The following is a 22,184-nucleotide window of genomic DNA, read 5'->3' on the forward strand; positions in this document are numbered from 1 at the left end:
CCCTCTCCCGGGGGAGAGGGAGCCGACCGAGTTGTCTTGGGTCACGCATTGACCTGAACGACCGTGTCGATTATGGATTCGGCGTGGCTGTGTCAGGTCGATGAATTTCTTGAGTATCCCCAATCAGTTCCCTCTCCCTGGGGAGAGGGCTAGGGTGAGGGGAGAGGCTTCAGCGCAAATGAGCCTGCTCAACCAGCCAGAGCATCAGCTCCTCAAGTTGCGGCGAGGGTTCGGCTGCGGCAGGCACCACCACGTAATACGCCAACCCCGTCTTCACCTTCAACGCAAACGGCATCACCAGCCGTCCTGCGTTCAGATCATCGCCAATCAGCGACCAGTCCCCGATCGCCACACCCGTGCCATGGGAGGCCATCGACATCGCCTGATCCAGCGTTTCGAAATGCTGCCCGCTGCCGAGGTTGCCCAGGCGCAATCCCGCTGCATCGAGCCATACCGACCAGTCCTGAATGTCGTGGGTCGGGTGCAATAACAGATGCTCTTGCAAATCCTGCGGTGAATTCAGCGCCGGCGAACCCTTGAGTAATTGCGGCGAGCAGACCGGTGTCAGTTGCTCGTCGAACAGATGCAGCGCGCCTGGCGAATGGTCCGGCGGCGGGCCGTAGATCACGGCGGCGTCGAATTGCTCGCGCTGGAAATCCACACCGTGTTGCAGCGACGCCGTCAATTTGACCGGCACGTCCGGGCGTTCCTTCTGCCATTGCAGCAGACGCGGCAGCAGCCAGCGCATCACGCAGCTCGGCGCCTTGAGTTGCAAGGTTTGCCGCGTCTGACCGATCTGCTCGGTCGCTTCACTGATCAGCCCGAAGACCTTTTCCACTCGCGGCAGCCATTCGCGGCCTTCGGCCGTCAGCGCCAGACCTCGGGCCAGACGAATGAACAACGGATAACCGAGCTGTTCTTCGAGCCCGGCGATCTGCCGGCTCACCGCGCCCTGAGTGATGTGCAACTGCTCGGCGGCGCGAGTGAAGTTGCAGCATTGCGCGGTGATCCAGAACGTATGCAGAGCGGGCAGGGGTGGCAGGCGTTTCATGGCGATCCGAGGTATGACGTGGCGACATGGCTAGTATGACTTTTAATCGATTGTTGCTGCCAGTTGCGCACCGTTCCAATGGGCACTCCACGGACCCTGTGGGAGCGAGCCTGCTCGCGAAGACGGTTCAAGGTTCGACACGGATGTTGGCTGGACCGCTTATTCGCGAGCAGGCTCGCTCCCACAGGGAGTGTTCAGTGAATGAAAGGACAATCAACATGGCAACGTGCGGCGAAGTATTGGTCAAGCTGTTGGAGAATTACGCGGTCGAGCAGGTGTTCGGCATTCCCGGTGTGCACACCGTCGAGCTGTACCGAGGCCTCGCGCGTTCAAGCATCAACCACGTCACGCCTCGTCATGAACAGGGCGCCGGGTTCATGGCTGACGGCTACGCGCGTACCAGCGGTAAACCCGGTGTGTGTTTCATCATCACCGGCCCGGGCATGACCAATATCACCACGGCCATGGGCCAGGCTTACGCCGATTCGATTCCGATGCTGGTGATCTCCAGCGTGCAGTCGCGCAGTCAGTTGGGTGGTGGGCGCGGCAAGTTGCATGAACTGCCGAACCAGAGCGCACTGGTCGGCGGCGTCGCAGCGTTCTCGCACACGCTGATGTCCGCTGCCGAACTGCCGGTGGTGCTTGCTCGCGCTTTCGCGCTGTTCCAGGCCGGGCGACCGCGTCCGGTGCACATCGAAATTCCGTTGGACGTGCTGGTGGAAGAGGCCGATGAGTTGCTCGCCAGCCTGCCGGTGAATATCGATCGCGCCGGCGCCGCACCGGCTGCCGTGGCCCGCATGAGCGAACTGCTCGCCACCGCGCAACGTCCACTGATTCTCGCCGGCGGCGGTGCCATCGACGCAGCGCCGCAGTTGACCCGACTCGCCGAACTGCTCGACGCTCCAGTGGCGCTGACCATCAACGCCAAAGGCATGCTGCCGACCAGTCATCCGTTGTTGATCGGTTCGACGCAGAGCCTGGTCGCCACCCGCGCACTGGTCGCTGAAGCCGACGTGGTGCTGGCGATCGGCACCGAGCTGGCCGAGACCGATTACGACGTGACCTTCGCCGGCGGCTTCGAGATTCCCGGCAAGCTGCTGCGCATCGACATCGATGCCGATCAGACCGTGCGCAACTACCCGCCGCACATCGCACTGGTCGCTGATTCGCGCAACGCCGCGCAAGCATTGCTCAGCGCCTTGTCGCACCAACCGCTGGCCGAGCGCCGCAATGATTGGGGCCAGGTCCGCGCCGCGCGTCTGCGTAATGAATTGGCGGCGAGCTGGGATGCATCAACGCTGGCGCAGACGCGTTTGCTCGAAACCGTGCTGCACGAATTGCCCGAAGCGGTGTTCGTCGGCGATTCCACGCAACCGGTGTACACCGGCAACCTCACGTTCAACCCCGAGCGTCCGCGTCGCTGGTTCAACGCATCCACCGGTTACGGCACCCTCGGCTATGCGTTGCCGGCGGCGATTGGTGCGTGGCTCGGCGGCCAACTCGATAACGGCGCGCGACCGCCAGTGGTGTGCCTGATCGGCGACGGCGGCTTGCAGTTCACCCTGCCGGAACTGGCCAGCGCCGTTGAAGCGCGGGTGCCGGTAATCGTGCTGCTGTGGAATAACCAGGGTTACGAGGAGATCAAAAAGTACATGGTCAACCGCGCCATCGAACCGGTCGGCGTGGACATCTACACCCCGGATTTCGTCGCCGTGGCCAAGGGCCTCGGTTGCGCCGCGCAAGCCATCAGCAGCATCGACGAATTGCGCGCAGCGCTGCGTAAAGCGACGGACCGACAAGGCCCGACGCTGATTGAAATCGACCAGAACCAGTGGATGCAGGCGGTGGCCCAATGATCAGTTTTCCAACCACACTCGACGGGCTCTACATCAACGGTCAATGGTCGTCGGGCCGCGAGCATCTACGGATGATCAATCCCGCTACCGAAGCGCTGCTGACCACCGTCAATGGCGGTGACGAACACGCCGTCGACCAGGCGATCAGCGCGGCGACCGAGGCGTTCGAACACTGGTCGAAAACCACCGGCGCCGAGCGCGCTGCGATCCTGCGCAACATTGCCAACGGCGTGCGCAACGGTCGCGATCACTTGATGAACCTGCAGTCGAGCAACAACGGTAAACCGCAGTTCGAAGCGGCCATCGATGTCGATGACGTGATCGCCACGTTCGACTATTACGCCGGACTCGCCGAAGGCTTCGACGCCGGGCAGGACAGCAACGTGCCGCTGCCCAGCGATGACTTCAGCGCACGCCTGCGTCGTGAGCCATGCGGTGTGGTCGGGCTGATCGTGCCGTGGAATTTCCCCATGGTCACCACCGCATGGAAACTGGCGCCAGCGCTCGCCGCCGGTTGCTGCGTGGTGCTGAAACCTTCTGAAGTGACGCCGCTGCCGGAGCTGGAACTGGCCGCGATCATCGCTGAATCCGGTTTGCCCGACGGCGTGTTCAATCTGGTCTGCGGCACTGGTCTGGCGGTGGGCGCGCCGTTGTCGGCCGATTCACGCATTGCCAAGATCTCCTTTACCGGCAGCAACGCTGTTGGTGTGCAGGTGATGCAACGCGCTGCTGAAACCGTGAAGGGTGTCAGCCTGGAGCTGGGTGGCAAATCTTCCTTGCTGGTGCTGGCGGATGCCGATTTGGAGCTGGCGGTGGAACTGGCGTGTGGTGGGGCGTTTTTCAATGCCGGGCAAATGTGCTCGGCCACCAGTCGCGTGCTGGTGGCCGAGGCATTGATGGATGAATTTCTTCAGCGCCTGCAAAAACGTGCGGAGGCGATCCGAGTCGCTGATCCGTTTGATGCGGATGTGGAGATGGGCGCGCTGGTCAATCAGGCGCAGTACCAGCGGGTGCTTGGGCATATTGATCGCGGTTTGAGCGCCGGGGCGAGGTTGGTGTGCGGCGGCAATCGTCCGGCGCATTTGCCGCGCGGTTATTTTCTGCAACCGACGGTGTTCACCGACGTGCCGCTGGACAGCGCGTTATGGCGTGAAGAGATTTTCGGCCCGGTAGTGTGTGTGCGCGGTTTCGCCAGTGAGAGCGAGGCGATTGCGCTGGCCAACGACACGCAGTTCGGCCTGGTCGCGAGTGTAGTGACGCGCGATGCTGCAACGGCGGATCGCGTGGCCAACGCCTTGCATGCGGGGCTGGTGTGGATCAATGCGCCACAGGTGATCTTCCCGCAGACGGCATGGGGTGGGTACAAGCAGAGCAGTGTCGGCCGCGAACTGGGGCCTTGGGGGTTGGCGGCGTTTTTGGAGATCAAGCACGTCGTGCGAGCGGTGTAGAAGCCTGCCCTCACCCCAGCCCTCTCCCAGGGGGAGAGGGAGCTGACCGAGGTGTCTTGCTTTCTTCGTTGACCTGAAAAACCGAGTCGATTATGGATTTGAAGGTCATCAACCCAACGCTGGGTTGGCCTGGCTTGGCTGATTCCGGATTCAGCACCGATATCGCAAGTCGATGAACCTCTCCAATATCCCCCAATCGGTTCCCTCTCCCTCTGGGAGAGGGCTAGGGTGAGGGGCTTCTATGGAGTTACACCGACAGCCGCAACCGCGCCAGATCTCGCAACGGCGGCGCACCAAACAGGCGGCTGTACTCACGGCTGAATTGCGACGGACTTTCATAGCCCACCCGATACCCTGCCGCCGAGGCTTCCAGCCCTTCGGTCAACATCAGCCGCCGCGCCTCTTGCAGGCGCAGTTGCTTCTGGTACTGCAACGGACTCATCGCGGTCATCGCCTTGAAACGGTGATGCAACGTCGACACGCTGAGGTTCACTTCCCGCGCCAGATCATCGATGCGCAGCGGCTGCTCGAAGTTGCCGTTGAGCCATTTGATGGCCTGGCTGATGCGATGGCTCTGGCTGTTGGCAATCGCAATCTCATACAAACGATGACCCTGCGGACTACGCAGCAGGCGATAGAGAATCTCCCGGCGAATCAGCGGCGCGAGCATGGCGATGTCTTTCGGCGCGTCGAGCAGCCGCGCCAGACGCAGCACCGCGTCGAGCATGGCGCTGTCGATTTTTTCCACGTACAGACCACGTCCGGTCGGCCGCGTCGGGACGCCCATCGGGCCGGCGTCGGCGATCAGCGCGGTGATTTCGGTCGGATCGATATCCAGGCGCACGGCGAGGATCGGTTCCTCTGGCGAGACGTTGACCACGCGGCCGCTGAGCGGCATCGAAACCGACACCACCAGATAATTCAGCGGGTCGTAGTTGAAGAACTCATCGGCCAGGCGGACCTCTTTGCGCCCCTGCGCCATGATGCACAGCGCCGGCTGCGCGAGTACCGGGGCAAAGTCATGGGACTGGGTGTGGCGCGACATCACCAGCGAACCGATCGCGGTCTGGTAGCTGCCATCGTCGCTGGTGTTGCGGCGGATGATCGCCGCCAGCTCCGCGCGCTGCTTTTCCATGTCGGCGCTGGGTTCGGCTTGAAAACGATCGAATGACGTCATGCACGGCATCCTCGGCAAGTGAGGGGGGAATGCAGCAGAGCATATGTTTGTGCAAGCAGCAGCGGTAGACACATTCTGCCAAATGCTTGCCTGATTCTGCCCGCAGGTGCACGCAGGTCACCCGCCAGACGATTCCGTAGGAGCTGCCGAAGGCTGCGATCGTTGATCTTCAAGGCAAAAGCCAAAGATCGCAGCCTTCGGCAACTTCTACACAAAACCCGTATGACAGACGTGTTGCGCGTGTTTACAGGTTGTTACAGGTCGTCTGCGCAGTCTCGCAGGATTGTGCAACGCGAAGGCAGGAATCGACTAACGGCGCAGCCGGCCCGGCCCTTAATCTTTGCTTCAGTCGCAGCCCGTCCCCCGGCTGCCACGCGATTTCATGGAGGGTTGATCATGTCCAAGCAAATGCCTGTCAGTCATATGGCCTTCGTTCGTGCCCAGGCCGGGCGCTCGGCGGAACTCGGTGTGCGCCTGAGCGCGTTGATCGAGGTCTCGCGCGCGGCGCCCGGCTGCCTGAGTTTTTCCCTGCAACAATCGCAGTGCGACGCCGACCTGTGGCTGGTCAGCGGCTACTGGAGCAGCCAACAGATGATGACGACCTATTTCAACAGTCCGTCGATGGAAGTCTTCGCCGAGCTGGTCCAGGACCTGGTGGTCAACAGCCTCGACTTCCACACCTTCAGGGACGTTTCCGCCGCGCAGGCCCTCGGTCAATGCGCCGCGCCGATACACAAACTCGCCGGTTGAGGGTTTAATGTCCGGCTTATTTGATTGAGCCAGGATCCGCGACATGGCACGTAAAGAGTTTGAACGCTTCGAAGCAGTCTCCGCAGTCGTCCCCGTCGAGCTGGGCGGCAACAAGGGTTATTACGCGGCGATCGCGGTCAAGGCCCTGGTCGATGGCGGCGCACCACGCTTTCACAAGTTGCTCGATGAGCAGGTGTTTCCCGGCGCCATTGCTGCCGATGATGCAGCCATCAACGAGCTGGACAAGCTCAAGGGCGTCACCGATGACGCCGAGCTGATCTGGTAATTACTTCTGTGCGCCCGGGCGCCACATCTTGAACAGAGCCTCAGGCCCCAGCTGGAAATAATCCGCCGGCCCGCCGCCGCGCAAAATCGGTTGTGCGGCGGCGGTGTCGTAGATGCCGTCCTTCAGCAGCCATTTGGCAATGTGCACCGCGACCACCTCGCCGAGGATCAGCCAGCTCGGCACGGTTTCGCCATCGGCGCGTTGCAGCTGGATGATCTGCGTGACCTTGCACTCGAAGGACACCGGGCTTTCGGCGACCCGTGGCACCGAAATCACCTTTGACGCCACGGTCGTAAGCCCTGCCAGTTCAAACTCGTTGACCTCAGGCGCGACCATCGCGCAGCTCTGGTTCATCTGCTCGGCCAACGGGCGCGTGGCGAGGTTCCAGACGAACTCCCCGGTCTGTTCGATGTTGTTCAGACTGTCTTTGCGCCCGACACTGGAAAAACCAATGATCGGCGGCACGTAGTTGAAGGCGTTGAAGAAACTGTACGGCGCGAGATTGAGCCGGCCTTCGGCATCCTGGGAGGAAATCCAGCCGATGGGCCGCGGGCCGACGATGGCGTTGAACGGATCGTGAGGCAGGCCGTGGCCGTTGGCGGGTTCGTAGAAGTGGATGTCATCGGGCATGGGGAGCGGATTCCTGAGCTGCATTCGGATGCAGCCATAGTGCAAGGACCCAGCGCATATTTCCAGCCAGACGCGAGACCCCGTAGGGTTCGTGGCAGGACACAGATTTTGTGGCCTGCCAGCGATGTAGCCCCGTCAGTCAGTCACGATCCGCGAATGCTTCTGGGTGTCTTTCATGGTGATGTACACCAGCAGCGACACGGCAATGCACGCGGTGACGTACCAGTAGTAACCGGTTTCCATGCCGATGCTCTTGAACCACAGCGCGATGTATTCGGCAGTGCCGCCGAAGATCGACACGGTCAGCGCGTACGGCAGGCCGACGCCCAGGGCGCGGATTTCGGTAGGGAACAATTCGGCTTTGACCACCGCGTTGATCGAGGTGTAGCCGCTGACAATGATCAGCGCCGCCATGATCAGGAAGAACGCGCCCCACCAGGTCTGGATGGTGTGCAGGGTCATCAGGATCGGCACGGTGAAGATCGTACCGAGCACGCCGAACGCGATCAGGATCGGGCGACGACCGATCTTGTCCGACAGGCCACCGATGATCGGTTGCAGGCACATGAACAGGAACAGCGTGGCGGCGGAAATGGTGGTCGAGTCGGAGATGCTCATGCCGACCGTGTTCACCAGATACTTCTGCATGTAGGTGGTGTAGGTGTAGAACGCCAGGGTGCCGCCCATGGTCAGGCCGACCACGGTCAACAGCTCTTTCGGGTGGCGCATCAAGGTGCGCATGGCGCTTTCCTTGGATTTTTCTTTCTTGGTGAACGACTCGGTTTCTTCCATGCCGCGACGCAGGTACAGCGCTACCACTGCGCAGAGCGCGCCGATGGCGAACGGAATACGCCAGCCCCACGCGTAGAGCTGTTCGGTGGTCAGCATGTTTTGCAGCACGATCAAGACGCCGAGGGCGATGAGCTGGCCGGAGATCAGGGTCACGTACTGGAAGCTGGAGAAGAAGCCGCGACGTTCCTTGGTCGCCATCTCGGACAGGTAAGTCGCCGAGGTGCCGTACTCGCCACCGACCGACAGGCCTTGCAGCAGGCGGGCGAATACCAAGAGGATCGGCGCGCCGATGCCGATGGTTTCATAGTTCGGGCTCAGAGCGATCAGCAGCGAGCCGAAGCACATGAGGTATACCGAGGCCATCAGCGCTTTCTTGCGCCCGACCTTGTCGGCGTACATGCCCATCAGCCAGCCACCGATCGGACGCATCAGGAAGCCCACGGCGAAGATCGCTGCGGTGTTCATCAGTTGCGCGGTGGTGGAACCGGCGGGGAAAAAGGTTTTCGCGAAGTACAGGGAGAAGGCGGCGTACACGTACCAGTCGTACCACTCGACCATGTTGCCGACAGAGCCGCTGAAGATCGATTTGATCCGGCTGGCGGTGGTTCTCGGTTTGGCCGGCACGGCAGCCGACCCAAGGGGCAGGGCGTTGGAGTTATCCATTGAAGGATCCTTCGTTTAATTGTTTTTGTGGAGCGCGTCGGAACGCAGCCTGCCAGGGCTATAGCAGGAGGTGTGCCAAGGGGTGAGGGGCCGGTTTAGAAGGGGTGGCGGGGAGGAGTGAGCGGATTTGTGCCGACTGATTGGGCTGAGTGAGCGGATTTCCGCTTACCGCGTGAAGATCAAAAGCCCCTCACCCTAGCCCTCTCCCAGAGGGAGAGGGGACTGACCGAGGTGTTCTTGTGGGTTACATCGACCTGCAATATCGAGTCGAATACAGATTCGGGAAAGCATGGAGATCGGCTCCCTTCCCCCTCGCCCCCTGGGGGAGAGGGCTGGGGTGAGGGGGATGGATTTCAACTACACCACAAATCTCTGCCTCACTCCGCCAGAAACATCTCCCGACTCAACCCATGCCGCTGCATCTTTTCATTGAAGGTGCGGCGCGGCAGTTGCAGTTCTTCGAGCACGGCTTTGACATCACCCTTGTGCCGGGTCAACGCCGCGCGTAGGCATTGCGCTTCGAACGCTTCCTGCTGCGCCGCCAGCGACTGCCCCGGATCGATTCCGGCGACCGGTTCATCCAGCCCCAACACCTGACGCTCAGCAACGTTGGCCAGTTCGCGAACATTGCCCGGCCAGTCATGGCTGAGCAGGTGACTGAGCTGCGCACCGGTCAACGGCGGAAAGGTCCGGCCCAGACGCTGGGCGGCGTTCTGGGCAAAGGTTTCAAACAGCAACGGAATGTCTTCGCGGCGATCACGCAGCGGCGGCAAGCGCAGTTCGGCGACGTTGAGGCGATACGCCAGGTCCTCACGAAAACGCCCGGCGCGAGCTTCGTCGAGCAGGTCCGGTTTGGTCGCCGCGACGATACGCAAATCAACGCGAATGCTCTGGTTCGAACCCAGCCGTTCGAGCTTTTGTTCCTGCAAGACCCGCAGCAATTTCACCTGCTGGGCCAGCGGCATGCTTTCGATCTCGTCGAGAAACAGCGTGCCGCCATCGGCGTATTCCAGCTTGCCGATGCGCTTGCCCGAGGCGCCGGTAAACGCGCCGCTCTCATGGCCGAACAGCTCGGCCTCGAACAGTTGCTCCGGGATCGCCGCGCAATTGAGCGCTACAAAGGGCTTACCGGCGCGCGGGCCGAAATCATGCAGGCAACGCGCGACCAGTTCCTTGCCGCTGCCGGTTTCACCACGGATCAGCACGTTGACCGGCAACGTCGCCAGATCCAGCACTTGCCGACGCAATGTCTGCAAACCGCGGGACACGCCGAGCAGCGTCGCATCGAGCTTTGCGCGGTTGTCGGCCAGTTCGTGCAGGGCGCGGTTTTCCAGGACCAGGCGGCGTTTGTCCAGCGCCCGGCGCAGGCTGCCGAGCAGGGTTTCCGGGCTGAACGGTTTTTCCAGAAAGTCGTAGGCGCCATCGCGCATGGCTTCGACCGCCATCGGCACATCGCCATGGCCGGTAAGCAGAATCACCGGCAGATCGCTGTCGCGCTTTTGCACTTCGGCGAGCAATTGCAAGCCGTCCATGCCGGGCATGCGCACGTCGCTGAGGATCACCCCGGCAAAATGTTCCGGGAGCGCGGCGAGGCATTCTTCGGCACGGCTGAACAACTGCACCTGAAACCCCGACAGGCTCAGCCACTGTTCAACGGCGTCGCGAATGCTGCTTTCGTCGTCGACCACCATCACCGAATTGAGCATCAGATGTGTGCCTCCAGATCGATTGGCAGGGTCAGGCTGAACACCGCGCCGTGGTCGCCATTCTCGACGCTCAGGCGCCCGCCGGATTCATGCACGATGGCGAAGGATACTGCCAGCCCCAGGCCGAGACCATCGCCCACCGGTTTGGTGGTAAAGAACGGATCGAACACTTGGCCCAGATGTTCCTCGGCAATCCCGCCGCCGTTGTCGCTGACGCTGAGCCGCCACAATTGTTCATCGGCCTCCAGACGGATTTCCAGGCGCTTGCAGGCTTTACCCTGCATCGCATCCAGCGCGTTGCGCAGCAAATTGATCAACACCTGTTCCAGACGAATCGCATCACCGCGCACCCACGCCGGGCGGGTCAGGTGCAACACAAGGCTGACTTGTTCGTCACGCAGGCGCGCATCGAGCAGTTGCAGCGATTGATCGACCACCGTCGCCAGATCCAGACGTTCGCGCAAACCGCTCGGACTCTTGCGGGCGAAAGTCTTGAGGTGGCCGGTGAGGGCGGCCATGCGCGTGAGCATATCGTCCACCGGTTTCAGCGCCTTGTAGGCGTCATCGACGCGGCCATGTTCGAGCAGCAGGCGCAGAGTCGCCAGTTGCATGCGCTGGGCGGTCAGCGGTTGATTGATTTCGTGGGCCAGTGCGGCGGACATCTGCCCCAGCGCGGCGAGTTTGGCCGATTGCACCAGACCTTCCTGCGCGGTGCGCAAGTCGCGGGTGCGCTCCTCGACCAGACGCTCGAGTTCTTCGCGATTGCGCTGACGGACCTTGGCCAGCCGCCAGCGCTGATTGAGAAACAGCAACAAGAACACCAGCGCCAGCCAAACGCCAGCGGCGGCCAGTGCGGCGTTGCGCAAATCTTCGAAGGCCACTTGCGGACGGCGCAACAGGTGCAGGGTCCAGCCTTCGGTCGTCAGCGGCAGCGATTCCCATAAATAGTCCGCCGTGCCCTGCGGACCTTCGACCCGGCGCAGATCGCTGTTGTCATCGAAGCGCCGTAGCGGCAAATGGGTCAGCGGCAGCAGCGATTGCTTGTCGTACTGGCGGGTGGTTTTGATCTCGGCCAGATCATCGGCGCTCAACGGCCGCAAGGCGCGATAACGCCAACCCGGCTGATTGGCGATAAAGATGATCCCGCGCGCATCGCTGACCAGCAGCGTGTCGCTGCCCTGGCTCCATTCACGTTCCAGTTCGGGAAATTCCAGCTTGACCACCATCGCGCCGAGAAACTCGTCGTTGTCGCCAAGTACGGCGCTGGAAAGGAAATACCCGGGAATGCCGCTGGTCACGCCCACTGCGTAAAAACGCCCGGTGCCTTGGGTGCGGGTCTGGCTGAAGTACGGGCGAAAACCATAGTTGTGGCCGACATAACTGCTCGGCAGCCGCCAGTTGCTGGCGGCCACGGCCAGGCCGGTACGATCCAGCAGTTCCAGGGTCGAGGACTGCGCCGCACCGTTGATCTTTTCCAGCTTCACATTCAATGCCGCTTGCTGCGCAGCATCGACCGGTCCGGCCAGGGCCGAACGCAATTGCGGGTCCAGCGCCAGCACGGCGGGCAGGGCGCGATAGCGGTCGATCAGGGTGTGCAAGGAGTTGGCGTACAACCCCAGTTGCTGATTGGCGCGGGCGGCGTCTTCTTCCAGCGCCTGACGCTCGGCGTGGCGCATCGCGAGCGTCGCGGCAATGACCGTGCCGGCAATGATCAGCAGGGAATACAACGACAGACGCAGGGTACGGGAAGTCGGCAGCATGCTGGATCAAAGGTCGGCAGGACGGGCGGGCACGATAGCATGGGCCGAGATGGCCGGGCGCGCTGTTCGCGCCGGCCGTGTCTGCTAAACAGCTGTCTCCTGTACCTGACGTCGATGCACAAGATTCAACCTCGGCTTCGGCACCGGTCTTGCCTGAGGTTCGGCAGCGAGCGAGCGCTCCAGTTGCTGCAGGCGTTCAGTCACGCCTTGCGCCTCGCTCGGCGCTTCGATGATTGCCTGTGCGGTTTGCATGACCTTGTCGATGGCTTCGAACGGGTCTACACCATTCCTGGACAGCTTCATGACCTGACGCTGTTTTTCTGCATCCAGTGCGTCCAGTTGGGCATAGAACATCTTCTGGATGTGCTCGGAGTAGCTGTTGAGGTTATCCGTGAAGGTCTTGATGCTGTCGATAAGCGCAGCACCTCCATCAAGAAGAGCCCCCGCGCCGTCGACGGCTTTTGCAGCGCCGTCGCCCAGCGTTTTCAGCCCGTCCTTGAGCTCTTGGGTCTGCAGTGTCTGCGCTGCTTTCAAACCTTTCTTGAAGAAGTGGTAACGCAATACCGGAAACACTATTGCCCCCGCGATTGCCCCTGCGCCGGAACCGATGGCGTTGCCGATTCCGGGTACCACGGTGCCGATGACACTGCCGATGGCGATGCCTTTGCCGATACCGTAAAAGACCGATTTGATGCCGGCCCGGGAGGTGATGAATTTGCCGAACGTCATGCTTTTGCGCACCTCCTCGATGTTCTGGCCTTCAGGAATCAGGCCATCGAACTCGGTGGTCAGGTTGTGCAATTGCTCCGCCGCAGTTTGCGCTTGATCAAAAATACCCACCGCTTTTCTGATCAGGTCAAACACCACTTTGAAGGCACCGGTCTGGTCGACATGAACGATCGGGTTGTTACCGACGAATCCATACAGATTCAACCCATCCACATCCCCCGCCGGATCGGCACTGACCCAACGCTGCAACCACGGCGCGTAATACCGGGCGCCGTAGTAGTACAAACCGCTGACATCCATTTCCTTGCCGGAATATCGGATGAAGCGGTATTCGATTTCCGATTCCGGCGCCATCCACGCGGTTTCGCCGAACGGGTAATAGCCTTCTGCGCTGGTGACCACAGCGTTTTCATTGAGCTCCATTACGCAAGAGCCGAGGTGGTCTTCGAGGGTGTAGCGCATCTGGTCGTCTATCGGCACTGAACGTTGCGCCCAATGCAGGCAGCGCGCGTTACCGAGGCTGATGATGTGCAGCTCCTCGCCGTTGTCCTTGCTGCGAATTTCCAGCCCCGGCAGGTAGCGCACCTGGTGGAAATGGCGGACCTTGTCGGTGAACCATTCATGACATTTGAGGACCCGCTGGCCGGCGCTGTACTGGTAATACTCGGCATCGTTATCGCCGTCCTGACGGATAACCAGATCCACGCGCTCCAGCTCATCACGCCTGCTCCATTGCAATGACGGACCGTGGCGCAGCTTGCGTTGATTGCCATGGGGGTCGAACCAGGTACCAAAGTCCGGCGGCTCGTCGCCCGTTTCCCAACGCACCCCGCGATTGCTTTTCTGGTCGATGTACATCGTGCGGGTACGACTGTTGCCGTCGCGCTGATGACGCAATTCGGTCAGATTGCCGCCATCGTCGTAGCTATACGTCTGGGTGTAATTGAGGCGGTTTTTCTCGTCGGGCGGTCGCGGCAGGCCGGGAATGTCCGGGGGCAGCGCGTCGTCATGACCGGTCGCGCGGATCAGGCGGTACAGGGAGTCGTAGTTGAATTCACGGTGGCCGTCGACCCGTTGATTGGCGAACCATAGGGGCTCGAAGGCGTGGTCTTCGATGCGGATGATATTGCCGATGCGATCGTAGAAATATTGCAGATCCTGCAATGCGGGTTGGCCGGGCTTATGGCTGATCCGGGTGCGCAAGCGTCCGTCGGCTGGATCGTAGGTCCATTGGCTGAGCACCAGGTTGCCGTCCTGTTGCTCGATGATCTGGCCATTGGCGTTGTAGTGCGCAGCCAGCAATACGTGGTGCCGTTCTGTGCCTCCGATCAGCAGATCCACTGTTTTAAGCTGTCCTGCGACTCCGTAGCGCGATTGCCGGCAATGCCCGCCGGCGTCGGTTTGCTCGAGCATGGTACCGAGCGGGCTGAATACCTGATGGCTGGCGAAAGATGCGCCGTCGTGAAACAGGCGGGTCTCTTGCAGTGGTTGGCCGGTGAGAGCGTAGCTGGCAACTTCGAACGAACCGGAGGCATCTGTCCGTTGGATCAACTGGCCACGGAGGTTGTTACCTGTATCGGCAGAACCGTCGGCATAGGTGAAGGTATCGAGCTGTGTCTTGTCGTTGCCGGTCATCTCGAGCTTCACCACGCGCAGTTGCTCGTCGAACGACGACTGCCAATGCTGGTAGCGGCCGTCCCATCGCTGCACTGGCTCGCCGGCCAACCCGGGCAGCATCAAACGCTGGCCGCTGTCAACGCTGGCGGTGTACAGCGCATCGCCGTTCAGCGCGTAAACGGTGCTGACGTTGGCAACGGCCAGACGCGGATCCTGCTGCAGTGCCAGACGGCCGGCCAAATTGTATTGCTGGCGAGTCACGAGGGCTTTGGGGGAGGCGCCGGCCAGGTTGCGCAGGTAATCGACCTGCCGGACAGTAAAGCCTCGACCATCAGTGGCCGATAAGGACGGCGTGCGCAAGTGCATGGTTTCATCGTCCATTTTTAAACTTGGCAACCAGTGGACTGCCAGTTTTTTTCGATGCCAGATGTCGCTGCCTTGCCAAATACTGGTTGTCCGTCGACCCCATCTCTTTGTAATGCGCGAGGCCGGCCTGCGCTTGCGCGATGTTCGCAAGTACAGCCCGGTTCCTTTGTTGCAGGCCGGAACGCGTGATGACCGCCAACGTTTCGCTGGACGTGTTGCTGTTCGCATTCGGCAGCACATTGGCGGGCGAAACACTGTCAACGCCCAGTGCATCAAAGGCATTCTCTGCCCATGCAGACCGTTCTTCGATGGCTGCTTTCCAGTCGCTGAGCATTTTCTCGATCTTTTCGATTTTCACCGGGTCGAGGCGGTTCTTGATGTCCTGTGCTTCCTGCGCCCGACTTCCCATATTCAGTGCGCCGGGAATGATGGCGATTACCGATCCGAATACTCTGTTCATCAAAAACACTGGGTTGGTGATCGCATTGAGTGCTGGATGGAGCAGCTCCCTCCTGAAGTCTTTCCAAGAGTTGATCTCCCTGACCGATTCCTGAATTCCCAGACTTTGATCAATCGCGCTGACGGACATCTGCGAGGTCTGCGGTATCAAAGGACCGACGCGAAGCCTGACATGGTCAGCCAGTGGTTCGCCAATAGCTGCGGCGACATCTCCACCGATGTTGCCGCCGATCAAGCCTGAGGGTTTCAACACATTCGGCTTTACTTCAAGAGCGGGGATCATGGTGTCAAATTGCGTACCACCGATGGATCCACCCTCATAACCGATAACGCCTCTGAGGGTTTCTCCCGCTAGATTCATTGCCATGCTCAGTGCAACATCCTGATGAATGATGTTGTGCAGCTGTCCCAGTACTTCTTCGGAATGCCCTTCCACGGCGGATGCGAACGCCGAATACAGCATGATCACGCCTTCTGCACGCTTGTTGCCGTCCGGATCGATGAAACGGATCGGGTTATTTCCCACGAATGCATATAAATTCAGGCCGTCCGCCTGCTCGGCGTCCGCACTGACCCAACGTTGCAACCACGGCGCGTAGTAGCGGGCGCCGTAGTAGTACAAACCGCTGACATCCATTTCCTTGCCGGAATATCGGATGAAGCGGTATTCGATTTCCGATTCCGGCGCCATCCACGCGGTTTCGCCGAACGGGTAATAGCCTTCTGCGCTGGTGACCACAGCGTCTTCATTGAGCTCCATCACGCAAGAGCCGAGGTGGTCTTCGAGGGTGTAACGTATCTGGTCGTCTATCGGCACTGAACGTTGCGCCCAATGCAGGCAGCGCGCGTTACCGAGGCTGATAATGTGCAGCACTTCGCCGTTGTCCTTGCTGCGAATTTCCAGCCCCGGCAGGTAGCGCACCTGGTGGAAATGGCGGACCTTGTCGGTGAACCATTCATGACATTTGAGGACCCGCTGGCCGGCGCTGTACTGGTAATACTCGGCATCGTTATCGCCGTCCTGACGGATAACCAGATCCACGCGCTCCAGCTCATCACGCCTGCTCCATTGCAATGACGGACCGTGGCGCAGCTTGCGTTGATTGCCGTGCGGGTCGAACCAGGTACCGAAGTCCGGCGGCTCGTCGCCCGTTTCCCAACGCACCCCGCGATTGCTTTTCTGGTCGATGTACATCGTGCGGGTACGACTGTTGCCGTCGCGCTGATGACGCAATTCGGTCAGATTGCCGCCATCGTCGTAGCTATACGTCTGCGTGTAATTGAGGCGGTTTTTCTCGTCGGGCGGTCGCGGCAGGCCGGGAATGTCCGGGGGCAGCGCGTCGTCATGACCGGTCGCGCGGACCAACCGGTACAGGGAGTCGTAGCTGAATTCGCGGTGGCCGTCGACCCGTTGATTGGCGAACCAGACGGGCTCGAAGGCGTGGTCTTCGATGCGGATGATATTGCCGGCGCGATCGTAGAAATATTGCAGATCCTGCAACCTGGGCTGAGCAGTTTTTTGACTGGTGCGCGTATGCAGGCGTCCGTCGGCCGGGTCATACGTCCACTGACTCAGGACACCGTTACCGGCCAGTTGCGAGGTGATCTGATTGTTGGCGTTGTATTGCGCATCCAGCAAGACCTGCGTGACTTTCGTCTCGACTTGCAGCTCCATTTGCCTGAGCTGCCCGGCAAGACCATAGCGCGATGCTCTGCGATGGCCGCCGGCATCGGTCTGTTCAAGCACGGCGCCAAGCGGACTGAACACCTGATGGCTGGTGAACGCTTCGTTATCGTGAAAAGTGCGCTTTTCCACCAGTGCCTGTCCGGTGAGGGCATAGCCGGTGATGTCCAGCGAACCTGACGGATCTGTCTCCCGGATCAACCGGCCGCGCAGGTTGGAGTCTGCTTCGGCAGAGCCTGGGGCGTACGTGAAGGTATCGAGCTGATTTTCGCCGTTTCCCGAAACTTCGAGCTGCACCACGCGCAATTGCTCGTCGAAGGTCGACTGCCAGACGTGGCCGCGCTCATCCCAACGGTGTCCGGGCTCCCCGGCCCTGCCCGGCAGCAGCAGGCGCCAGCCGCTATCCCGGCTGTTGGTAAACACGGCGATATCGTTCAGCGCAAACACGCTGGTTGTGTTTGCTGTCGGCAGGCGCGGATCCTGTTGCGCGACCAGACGCCCGGCGACATCGTGGTGCTGGCGGGTCACGAGTGCGCTAGGCGTGTCACCCGCCACGGTACGCAAATAAGCGACCTGACGGACTGGCAGGCCACGTCCGTCGCTGACGCTCAGCGAAGGCGTGCGCCAATGTATGGAGGCGCTCATGAGCCTGACCCACGCGTAGACACCAGCTCTTCGGCGGTATCGTTGAAGTCCTCACTGGCGTGATACCAGGGATGATAAGTCTCGCGGGAAAAGTCGCCCTTGGCGTTGATCAGCTTGATCGGACGCCCCGTTGCGTCATAGAACAGCTGATCGAACAACCCGAGTTGGTGCAGCGATTGATCATTGACGTAGCGGTGGGTGTTGGCGAAAAACGGCCGGTATTGGCGCTGCGGCAGACCTTTGTTGTTGTATTCGACGCGTTCACTGATGCGCCAGCGTGTCTGCGTCGGTTGCTCACCTTCTTCGATGAGCAACTCACCATCCTCACCCACCACATAAGCCAACCCCGGATCGACCTTCTGCTGGGTTTGCAGGACCCGACCAAAGCCGTCGACGCAGGTTTTGACGATCTGGATCTGCGCCTTTATGGCGTCGTAGGGATAGCGGTCGGCGCTGAGCACTACGGTGTGAACCGGTTCTCGGTAAGCCAGTTCGATGGCCATGAGCAATTGCTGGTCTTCAGGCGTCGGGCCGGGATTTCGCGCAAGCCGGCGACGTGCGCTGGCACGGATATGCCCGCCGGGCAACAGGTCACCTTGCTTGATCGAGCGGCTTTGAAGTGTGGAGGCGGGTATCAGGCCCATCCAGCTGAAAAGGTTTTTGTGCAGAGTGCTCGCTGCGTGTCCTACGGTATCTTCCGGAAACTGAATGGCGTATTCCGGACTGGGATCCGGCAAGGTCCAGTCATCGGTCAGCTTGTCGAATCCGGCAGGTTTGCCGTTCTCGGTACCGTGAAAGCTGATGATCAGTGGCTGACCGGAAGGCTCGTAGATGACTTCTTCAGTGTTGTCATTGGCGTCGGTGATTCGCTTGGGTTTCAGGGCGTGATAATCGAACTCCGCGACCTGGACGGCACAACCGTCGGGCAATTCCATGCGCATGACTGTCAGATAGTGTTGATCGTATTCGGCTTTGGTCACGCCATGGCTTGGCGTTTCATTGAAATCGAGCACGTTGTAGAACGCCTGCAAGTCGCCGTACCGGGCCAGATTGAACCGCGACGACCAGAGGTTTGGTTCCTCGCTGGGCGGTGCTTCGAACAGCAGCGCCATGGGTGAGTAACCAATTGCCGCGAGGGCCTCGCGGATATTCAGGTCCGGCACAATGCTGTAAGCGTCCAGCGCGGTTTTATCCAGCAGGGCAAGCTCCAGAGAGTGCGACAGCGCTTCGAATCCGGCGACGCCGTCATCCAGTTCAATACCTTCTACGTCCACATAACGCTGTATGGATTGCGAAGTCAGTACCCTTTCCATGGCCCATTCTTGCGTATCCTGCAGCTCTCTCAGTGATTCGAAAGACACCCGTGCCGGGTTCAACTCGCCGGGGAGCGTACCTTTGGCCAATTTCAGCGCATCGCCCCGTTCCAGATACGGCAAGCCCAATCGCCATTGCTGTGGCTCTGGCAGATTGATCAGACGTGCACGGGTTTCACTGATGTAAAAGTATTGCTGCGCCTCGTCGTGAGCGTCGGACCACCATTGATTCAGATGGTCTTCGGTGAAGGGGGGCGGGCTCTGGGCGGTCAACCTGCGCGCATAGCTCACCGTAAGTGCGTGGGCCGCGGCGCCATAAGCGTTCCAGCGCAGGGTGACATCGTGGCGGCACAGCGGGTCGTTGATAAAGCCGTCGTACTGATAACTGATGGCTTCGACCTGAAGGGGCAGCAGAACGGCTGCGGCATATGGCCCCTGCGGCCGCACCTCGCGAACCAGATAGCGCTTCTCTTCTACCGAGTACAGCGCGGCTGCACCGGCCGCCTGCGCATCGGCGCGGTAGGGGAAAATTTCTGTTCGAGCGACCGAGCCAACCAGTGCCTGCGCAATCCGATAGCGACTGTCGGAGCCCTCCGGGGTGACGGGCTCATCGATTTCACCTTTGGGGTGGTAACGACTGAAGAGGGTTTCGCCCAACGGGCAGGCGTCCACATCCGCGCTGAAATAATCGTCGCGGGAGCGATTGATTTCCTGACCGTTGTGAAACCAGGTGCATGTTTGCACCGGCTCGCTGAAGCCAGGCTCTGAAGGATCGGTTCCAACCTCGCAGTCAAGTTGCTGCAAGTAGCCGAACCCGCGAAATTCCCTCTCCCTGCCGTCGTAGAACCCTTCGCGCCAAGTGAACGACTGGGTCAACCGGTTGCCGGTGATCTCGTCGTGCTGCTCCTGCTTCTTCACCACGGCCAGCGGAAAGGGCAGGTGACATACCGGTGCACGCTCAAGCGCCAGCAGCCGCTCCTTTTCATCCAGCCATTCCTGAGCCGAGCTGCGATAAGTCACGCTGCTGGAACAGCCCATGTTGTTGTTACTGGTGACCAGCAGGTAGGGCTTGGCTGCAACAAAATCGTAGCGCCAATGCCGCGGCTGGATATGCAGCACCGCCAGAATCAGGCTGGCGCAACCGAGGCCTTGCAGGTCGGCGAAACTGACCTGGCACAAACGGTCATAGCGCACGTCTTCAGGCCACGGCACGCTGACGGGAATCTGCTCCAGGCCGTTGCCGCCCCTGTTCAGGTAAATGTCGAACCCTTCGGATTTGAGATAGATCAGCGCGGGCGCGCCGGAGCCATCGAGATCGGCCAGACGTACCCGCGAGGCGTCGAATTCTTCATGGGTGAAGGGCAGGGCGCTGATCTTGCGACCTTGACCGAATTTGCCATGACCAAGATTCGGCCAGCAACGGACCTCGTCATGGCGGATGCGGCACAGCTCGGGCATGTCGCTGCCGAGCAGGTTGCCCAGAAGCACCAGTTCGGTTCGCGAGTTGCTGAACACCGGCAGACGGTCGTCTGCGTATTCATGGGGTATTTCCTGTGCGGCGGCGAAGCCTTTTTCGCGCAGGCTGGCATAGAGGCGCACGCGGTCGGGGCTGATGCTGGCCGCTGACATCAGCCCGTCCCCGCTGAAATCCCCCATGGTCAAAGTCAGATCCTGGTGTTCCCGGGGAAACGTGTCGAACGCGCTGAACAGTTCGAATTGCCGCTGCGCATTCAGCGCATGAAACCCGCAGTAACCCAACCGCGCGATGATCAGGTCCAGGCGGCCGTCGCCGGTCAGATCAAGCAGTTGCGCCACGGCACGGTTGCGATCTGCCACCGGGATCCTGTCCAGCAAAACCCATGGGCCGTAACCGATCAGTTCGGTACCAGGCGCCGCGCGTAGCGGTTCTCGGTAATACCAGGCGTTATCGTAGCGGCAGAGAAAGCCCGGCACGCCCTCGCCATACAAATCGACGCATTGATAGAACCCGCCGTCTTCGATGCCCGGTTGAGTCTCGTTTTCCAACAGGCGTGCAGGTGCCTTGTTGATCTCGAAGGGCGAGTATTCGAACTCTAGCGGCGGTGAGTGCTCGACATTGCCTTGCGCATCGAAGGCCTGATAGTGCGCCGCGCTGATCTGGCTGTAGGCCCACTGCGCAGTGTTCTGGATCGGTCGATATTCCAGCAGCAGGCGACGTGCAAGCTTCGCCTCTGTCGCCAGGCCCCCGGGGAAGTGATGAAACATCAACACTTGCTGGCAGAGCCTGCGGGTGCTCAGCTCAAAACCCTGGCCATAGGTGGAAAACGGATCAGGCCGCAGCCGCCAGCGGTTCACTTCCTCGTAGCTCGGAATCTCCGTCAACGAGTCGCTGCGTTCGCCGTAATCGAACACCAGTTGAAAATGCCATGGCAGATCCGTCGGTCGGTCAGTGTCCCAGCTGTAAAGGTGATCGCTCGCCGTGGCATTGCCGTAACACACTCGTCGCAGATAGCGCTGGGCGCGGTAGTCGTGAATCGGGTCTTGCTCGTCAGGCTGATCGTCGGCCTTGTACTCGTAGCAGATGTGTTCGCCATGGGCGTTCATGCTTTCACACAAAAGCCAGCTGCTGATGCGTGATGGGTCGTCGGGGTCGGCACGGCGGGAGGCGGTGGTTTTGCCGTAGACCTGCAACGTACCGTCGGCGCCGTGGATCAGCCAGAAAGGGGCTCCTCCGTCAGCCGGATGCCAGCATTCGCGCAGGGAAAAATCACTTTCGATCCGCGCCCGGTAAGTCACGACGTTGTGTTCGGGGATGGGGCGGTCTCTGTAGCTGTGTTCCGTGCGCGACTTCAGGTTTCCGGCATCATCGAGCTCTGCCATCCACACCTCGCCGTCATGCCCGATGATTTCATCGTGCTCGGTATAACGTGGAACACCTTTGTTGGTGCGGCGACTGATCTGGCTCAGGCCCAGGTGGCAACCGAGGCCAAACGAACCGTTACCGCTCTGGCTGTTGATTGCCAAGGGTATTTGCGGACCGTAGCCACGACCGCTCGATAGCGGGATCAGCAATTCGCATCCAGCCGAGGCGGTCGGCCCAACGGCGCTCCAGCTTTTGCCGATGGTGGCGATCGATGAGCTTCTGGCGATGGAAGGAGCTGTGATGCTGAGGTCTTGATCGGCCATGGTCGAATCCATTCGCGCTACATAGGGCGTATGGATAGACGCTAACAGGAGTGGGCTGCTAATGGACCTGTCAGATCTGACAGGTGC

Annotated in this window: 13 protein-coding genes; 4 read left to right on the plus strand and 9 right to left on the minus strand. The window is 60.6% G+C overall.

The window, feature by feature from the left end; all coding sequences use genetic code 11:
• Positions 1 to 169 precede the first annotated feature (169 nt).
• The gene (locus tag V8J63_RS07550) at positions 170 to 1,051 is read right to left on the minus strand and encodes a LysR substrate-binding domain-containing protein (RefSeq protein WP_336463843.1); all 882 of its coding nucleotides are present in this window, start codon (positions 1,049 to 1,051) and stop codon (positions 170 to 172) included.
• A 218-nt stretch (positions 1,052 to 1,269) separates the two neighbouring features.
• Between V8J63_RS07550 and V8J63_RS07555 the strand changes: the two genes are divergently transcribed.
• Both V8J63_RS07555 and V8J63_RS07560 read left to right on the plus strand, forming a co-directional pair.
• Entirely contained in the window at positions 1,270 to 2,907 is a 1,638-nt protein-coding gene (locus V8J63_RS07555; RefSeq protein WP_336463844.1) for a 5-guanidino-2-oxopentanoate decarboxylase, read from the plus strand.
• A complete protein-coding gene (locus tag V8J63_RS07560) occupies positions 2,904 to 4,355 on the plus strand; it encodes an aldehyde dehydrogenase family protein (protein ID WP_336463845.1) in 1,452 nt (483 codons plus the stop codon). The genes V8J63_RS07555 and V8J63_RS07560 overlap by 4 nt, the downstream gene beginning before the upstream one ends.
• Positions 4,356 to 4,602: 247 nt before the next feature.
• Here the strand turns inward: V8J63_RS07560 and V8J63_RS07565 are convergent, their stop codons facing one another.
• On the minus strand, positions 4,603 to 5,532 hold the full coding sequence (locus V8J63_RS07565; RefSeq protein WP_016773445.1) for an AraC family transcriptional regulator: 930 nt from the start codon (positions 5,530 to 5,532) through the stop codon (positions 4,603 to 4,605).
• A 396-nt stretch (positions 5,533 to 5,928) separates the two neighbouring features.
• Between V8J63_RS07565 and V8J63_RS07570 the strand changes: the two genes are divergently transcribed.
• Complete coding sequence (locus V8J63_RS07570) at positions 5,929 to 6,282, plus strand: putative quinol monooxygenase (protein ID WP_016773446.1); 354 nt, start codon at positions 5,929 to 5,931, stop codon at positions 6,280 to 6,282.
• A 43-nt stretch (positions 6,283 to 6,325) separates the two neighbouring features.
• Positions 6,326 to 6,568 (plus strand): hypothetical protein, encoded by a 243-nt coding sequence (locus V8J63_RS07575; protein ID WP_016773447.1) that lies wholly within the window; start codon positions 6,326 to 6,328, stop codon positions 6,566 to 6,568.
• On the opposite strand, the gene V8J63_RS07580 is transcribed toward V8J63_RS07575, so the two are convergent.
• The 7 genes from V8J63_RS07580 to V8J63_RS07610 form a co-directional block, all read right to left on the minus strand.
• The gene (locus V8J63_RS07580; RefSeq protein WP_071173402.1) at positions 6,569 to 7,198 is read right to left on the minus strand and encodes a flavin reductase family protein; all 630 of its coding nucleotides are present in this window, start codon (positions 7,196 to 7,198) and stop codon (positions 6,569 to 6,571) included.
• A gap of 135 nt (positions 7,199 to 7,333) precedes the next feature.
• Positions 7,334 to 8,653, minus strand: a complete 1,320-nt coding sequence (locus V8J63_RS07585) for an MFS transporter (RefSeq protein ID WP_024014128.1) — start codon at positions 8,651 to 8,653, stop codon at positions 7,334 to 7,336.
• Positions 8,654 to 9,030: 377 nt separating this feature from the next.
• The gene (locus V8J63_RS07590) at positions 9,031 to 10,359 is read right to left on the minus strand and encodes a sigma-54-dependent transcriptional regulator (RefSeq protein ID WP_016773449.1); all 1,329 of its coding nucleotides are present in this window, start codon (positions 10,357 to 10,359) and stop codon (positions 9,031 to 9,033) included.
• Positions 10,359 to 12,119, minus strand: a complete 1,761-nt coding sequence (locus tag V8J63_RS07595; RefSeq protein ID WP_125917718.1) for an ATP-binding protein — start codon at positions 12,117 to 12,119, stop codon at positions 10,359 to 10,361. Before V8J63_RS07595 ends, V8J63_RS07590 begins: the two co-directional genes overlap by 1 nt.
• Positions 12,120 to 12,203: 84 nt before the next feature.
• A complete protein-coding gene (locus tag V8J63_RS07600; protein ID WP_336463846.1) occupies positions 12,204 to 14,846 on the minus strand; it encodes an RHS repeat domain-containing protein in 2,643 nt (880 codons plus the stop codon).
• Positions 14,836 to 17,619 (minus strand): RHS repeat domain-containing protein, encoded by a 2,784-nt coding sequence (locus tag V8J63_RS07605; protein WP_336463847.1) that lies wholly within the window; start codon positions 17,617 to 17,619, stop codon positions 14,836 to 14,838. Before V8J63_RS07605 ends, V8J63_RS07600 begins: the two co-directional genes overlap by 11 nt.
• A complete protein-coding gene (locus tag V8J63_RS07610) occupies positions 17,616 to 22,097 on the minus strand; it encodes a SpvB/TcaC N-terminal domain-containing protein (protein WP_336463848.1) in 4,482 nt (1,493 codons plus the stop codon). Before V8J63_RS07610 ends, V8J63_RS07605 begins: the two co-directional genes overlap by 4 nt.
• Positions 22,098 to 22,184: the final 87 nt, after the last annotated feature.

The organism is Pseudomonas sp. CCNWLW23 (assembly GCF_037095675.1).
Taxonomy (GTDB): Bacteria; Pseudomonadota; Gammaproteobacteria; order Pseudomonadales; family Pseudomonadaceae; genus Aquipseudomonas; species Aquipseudomonas atacamensis.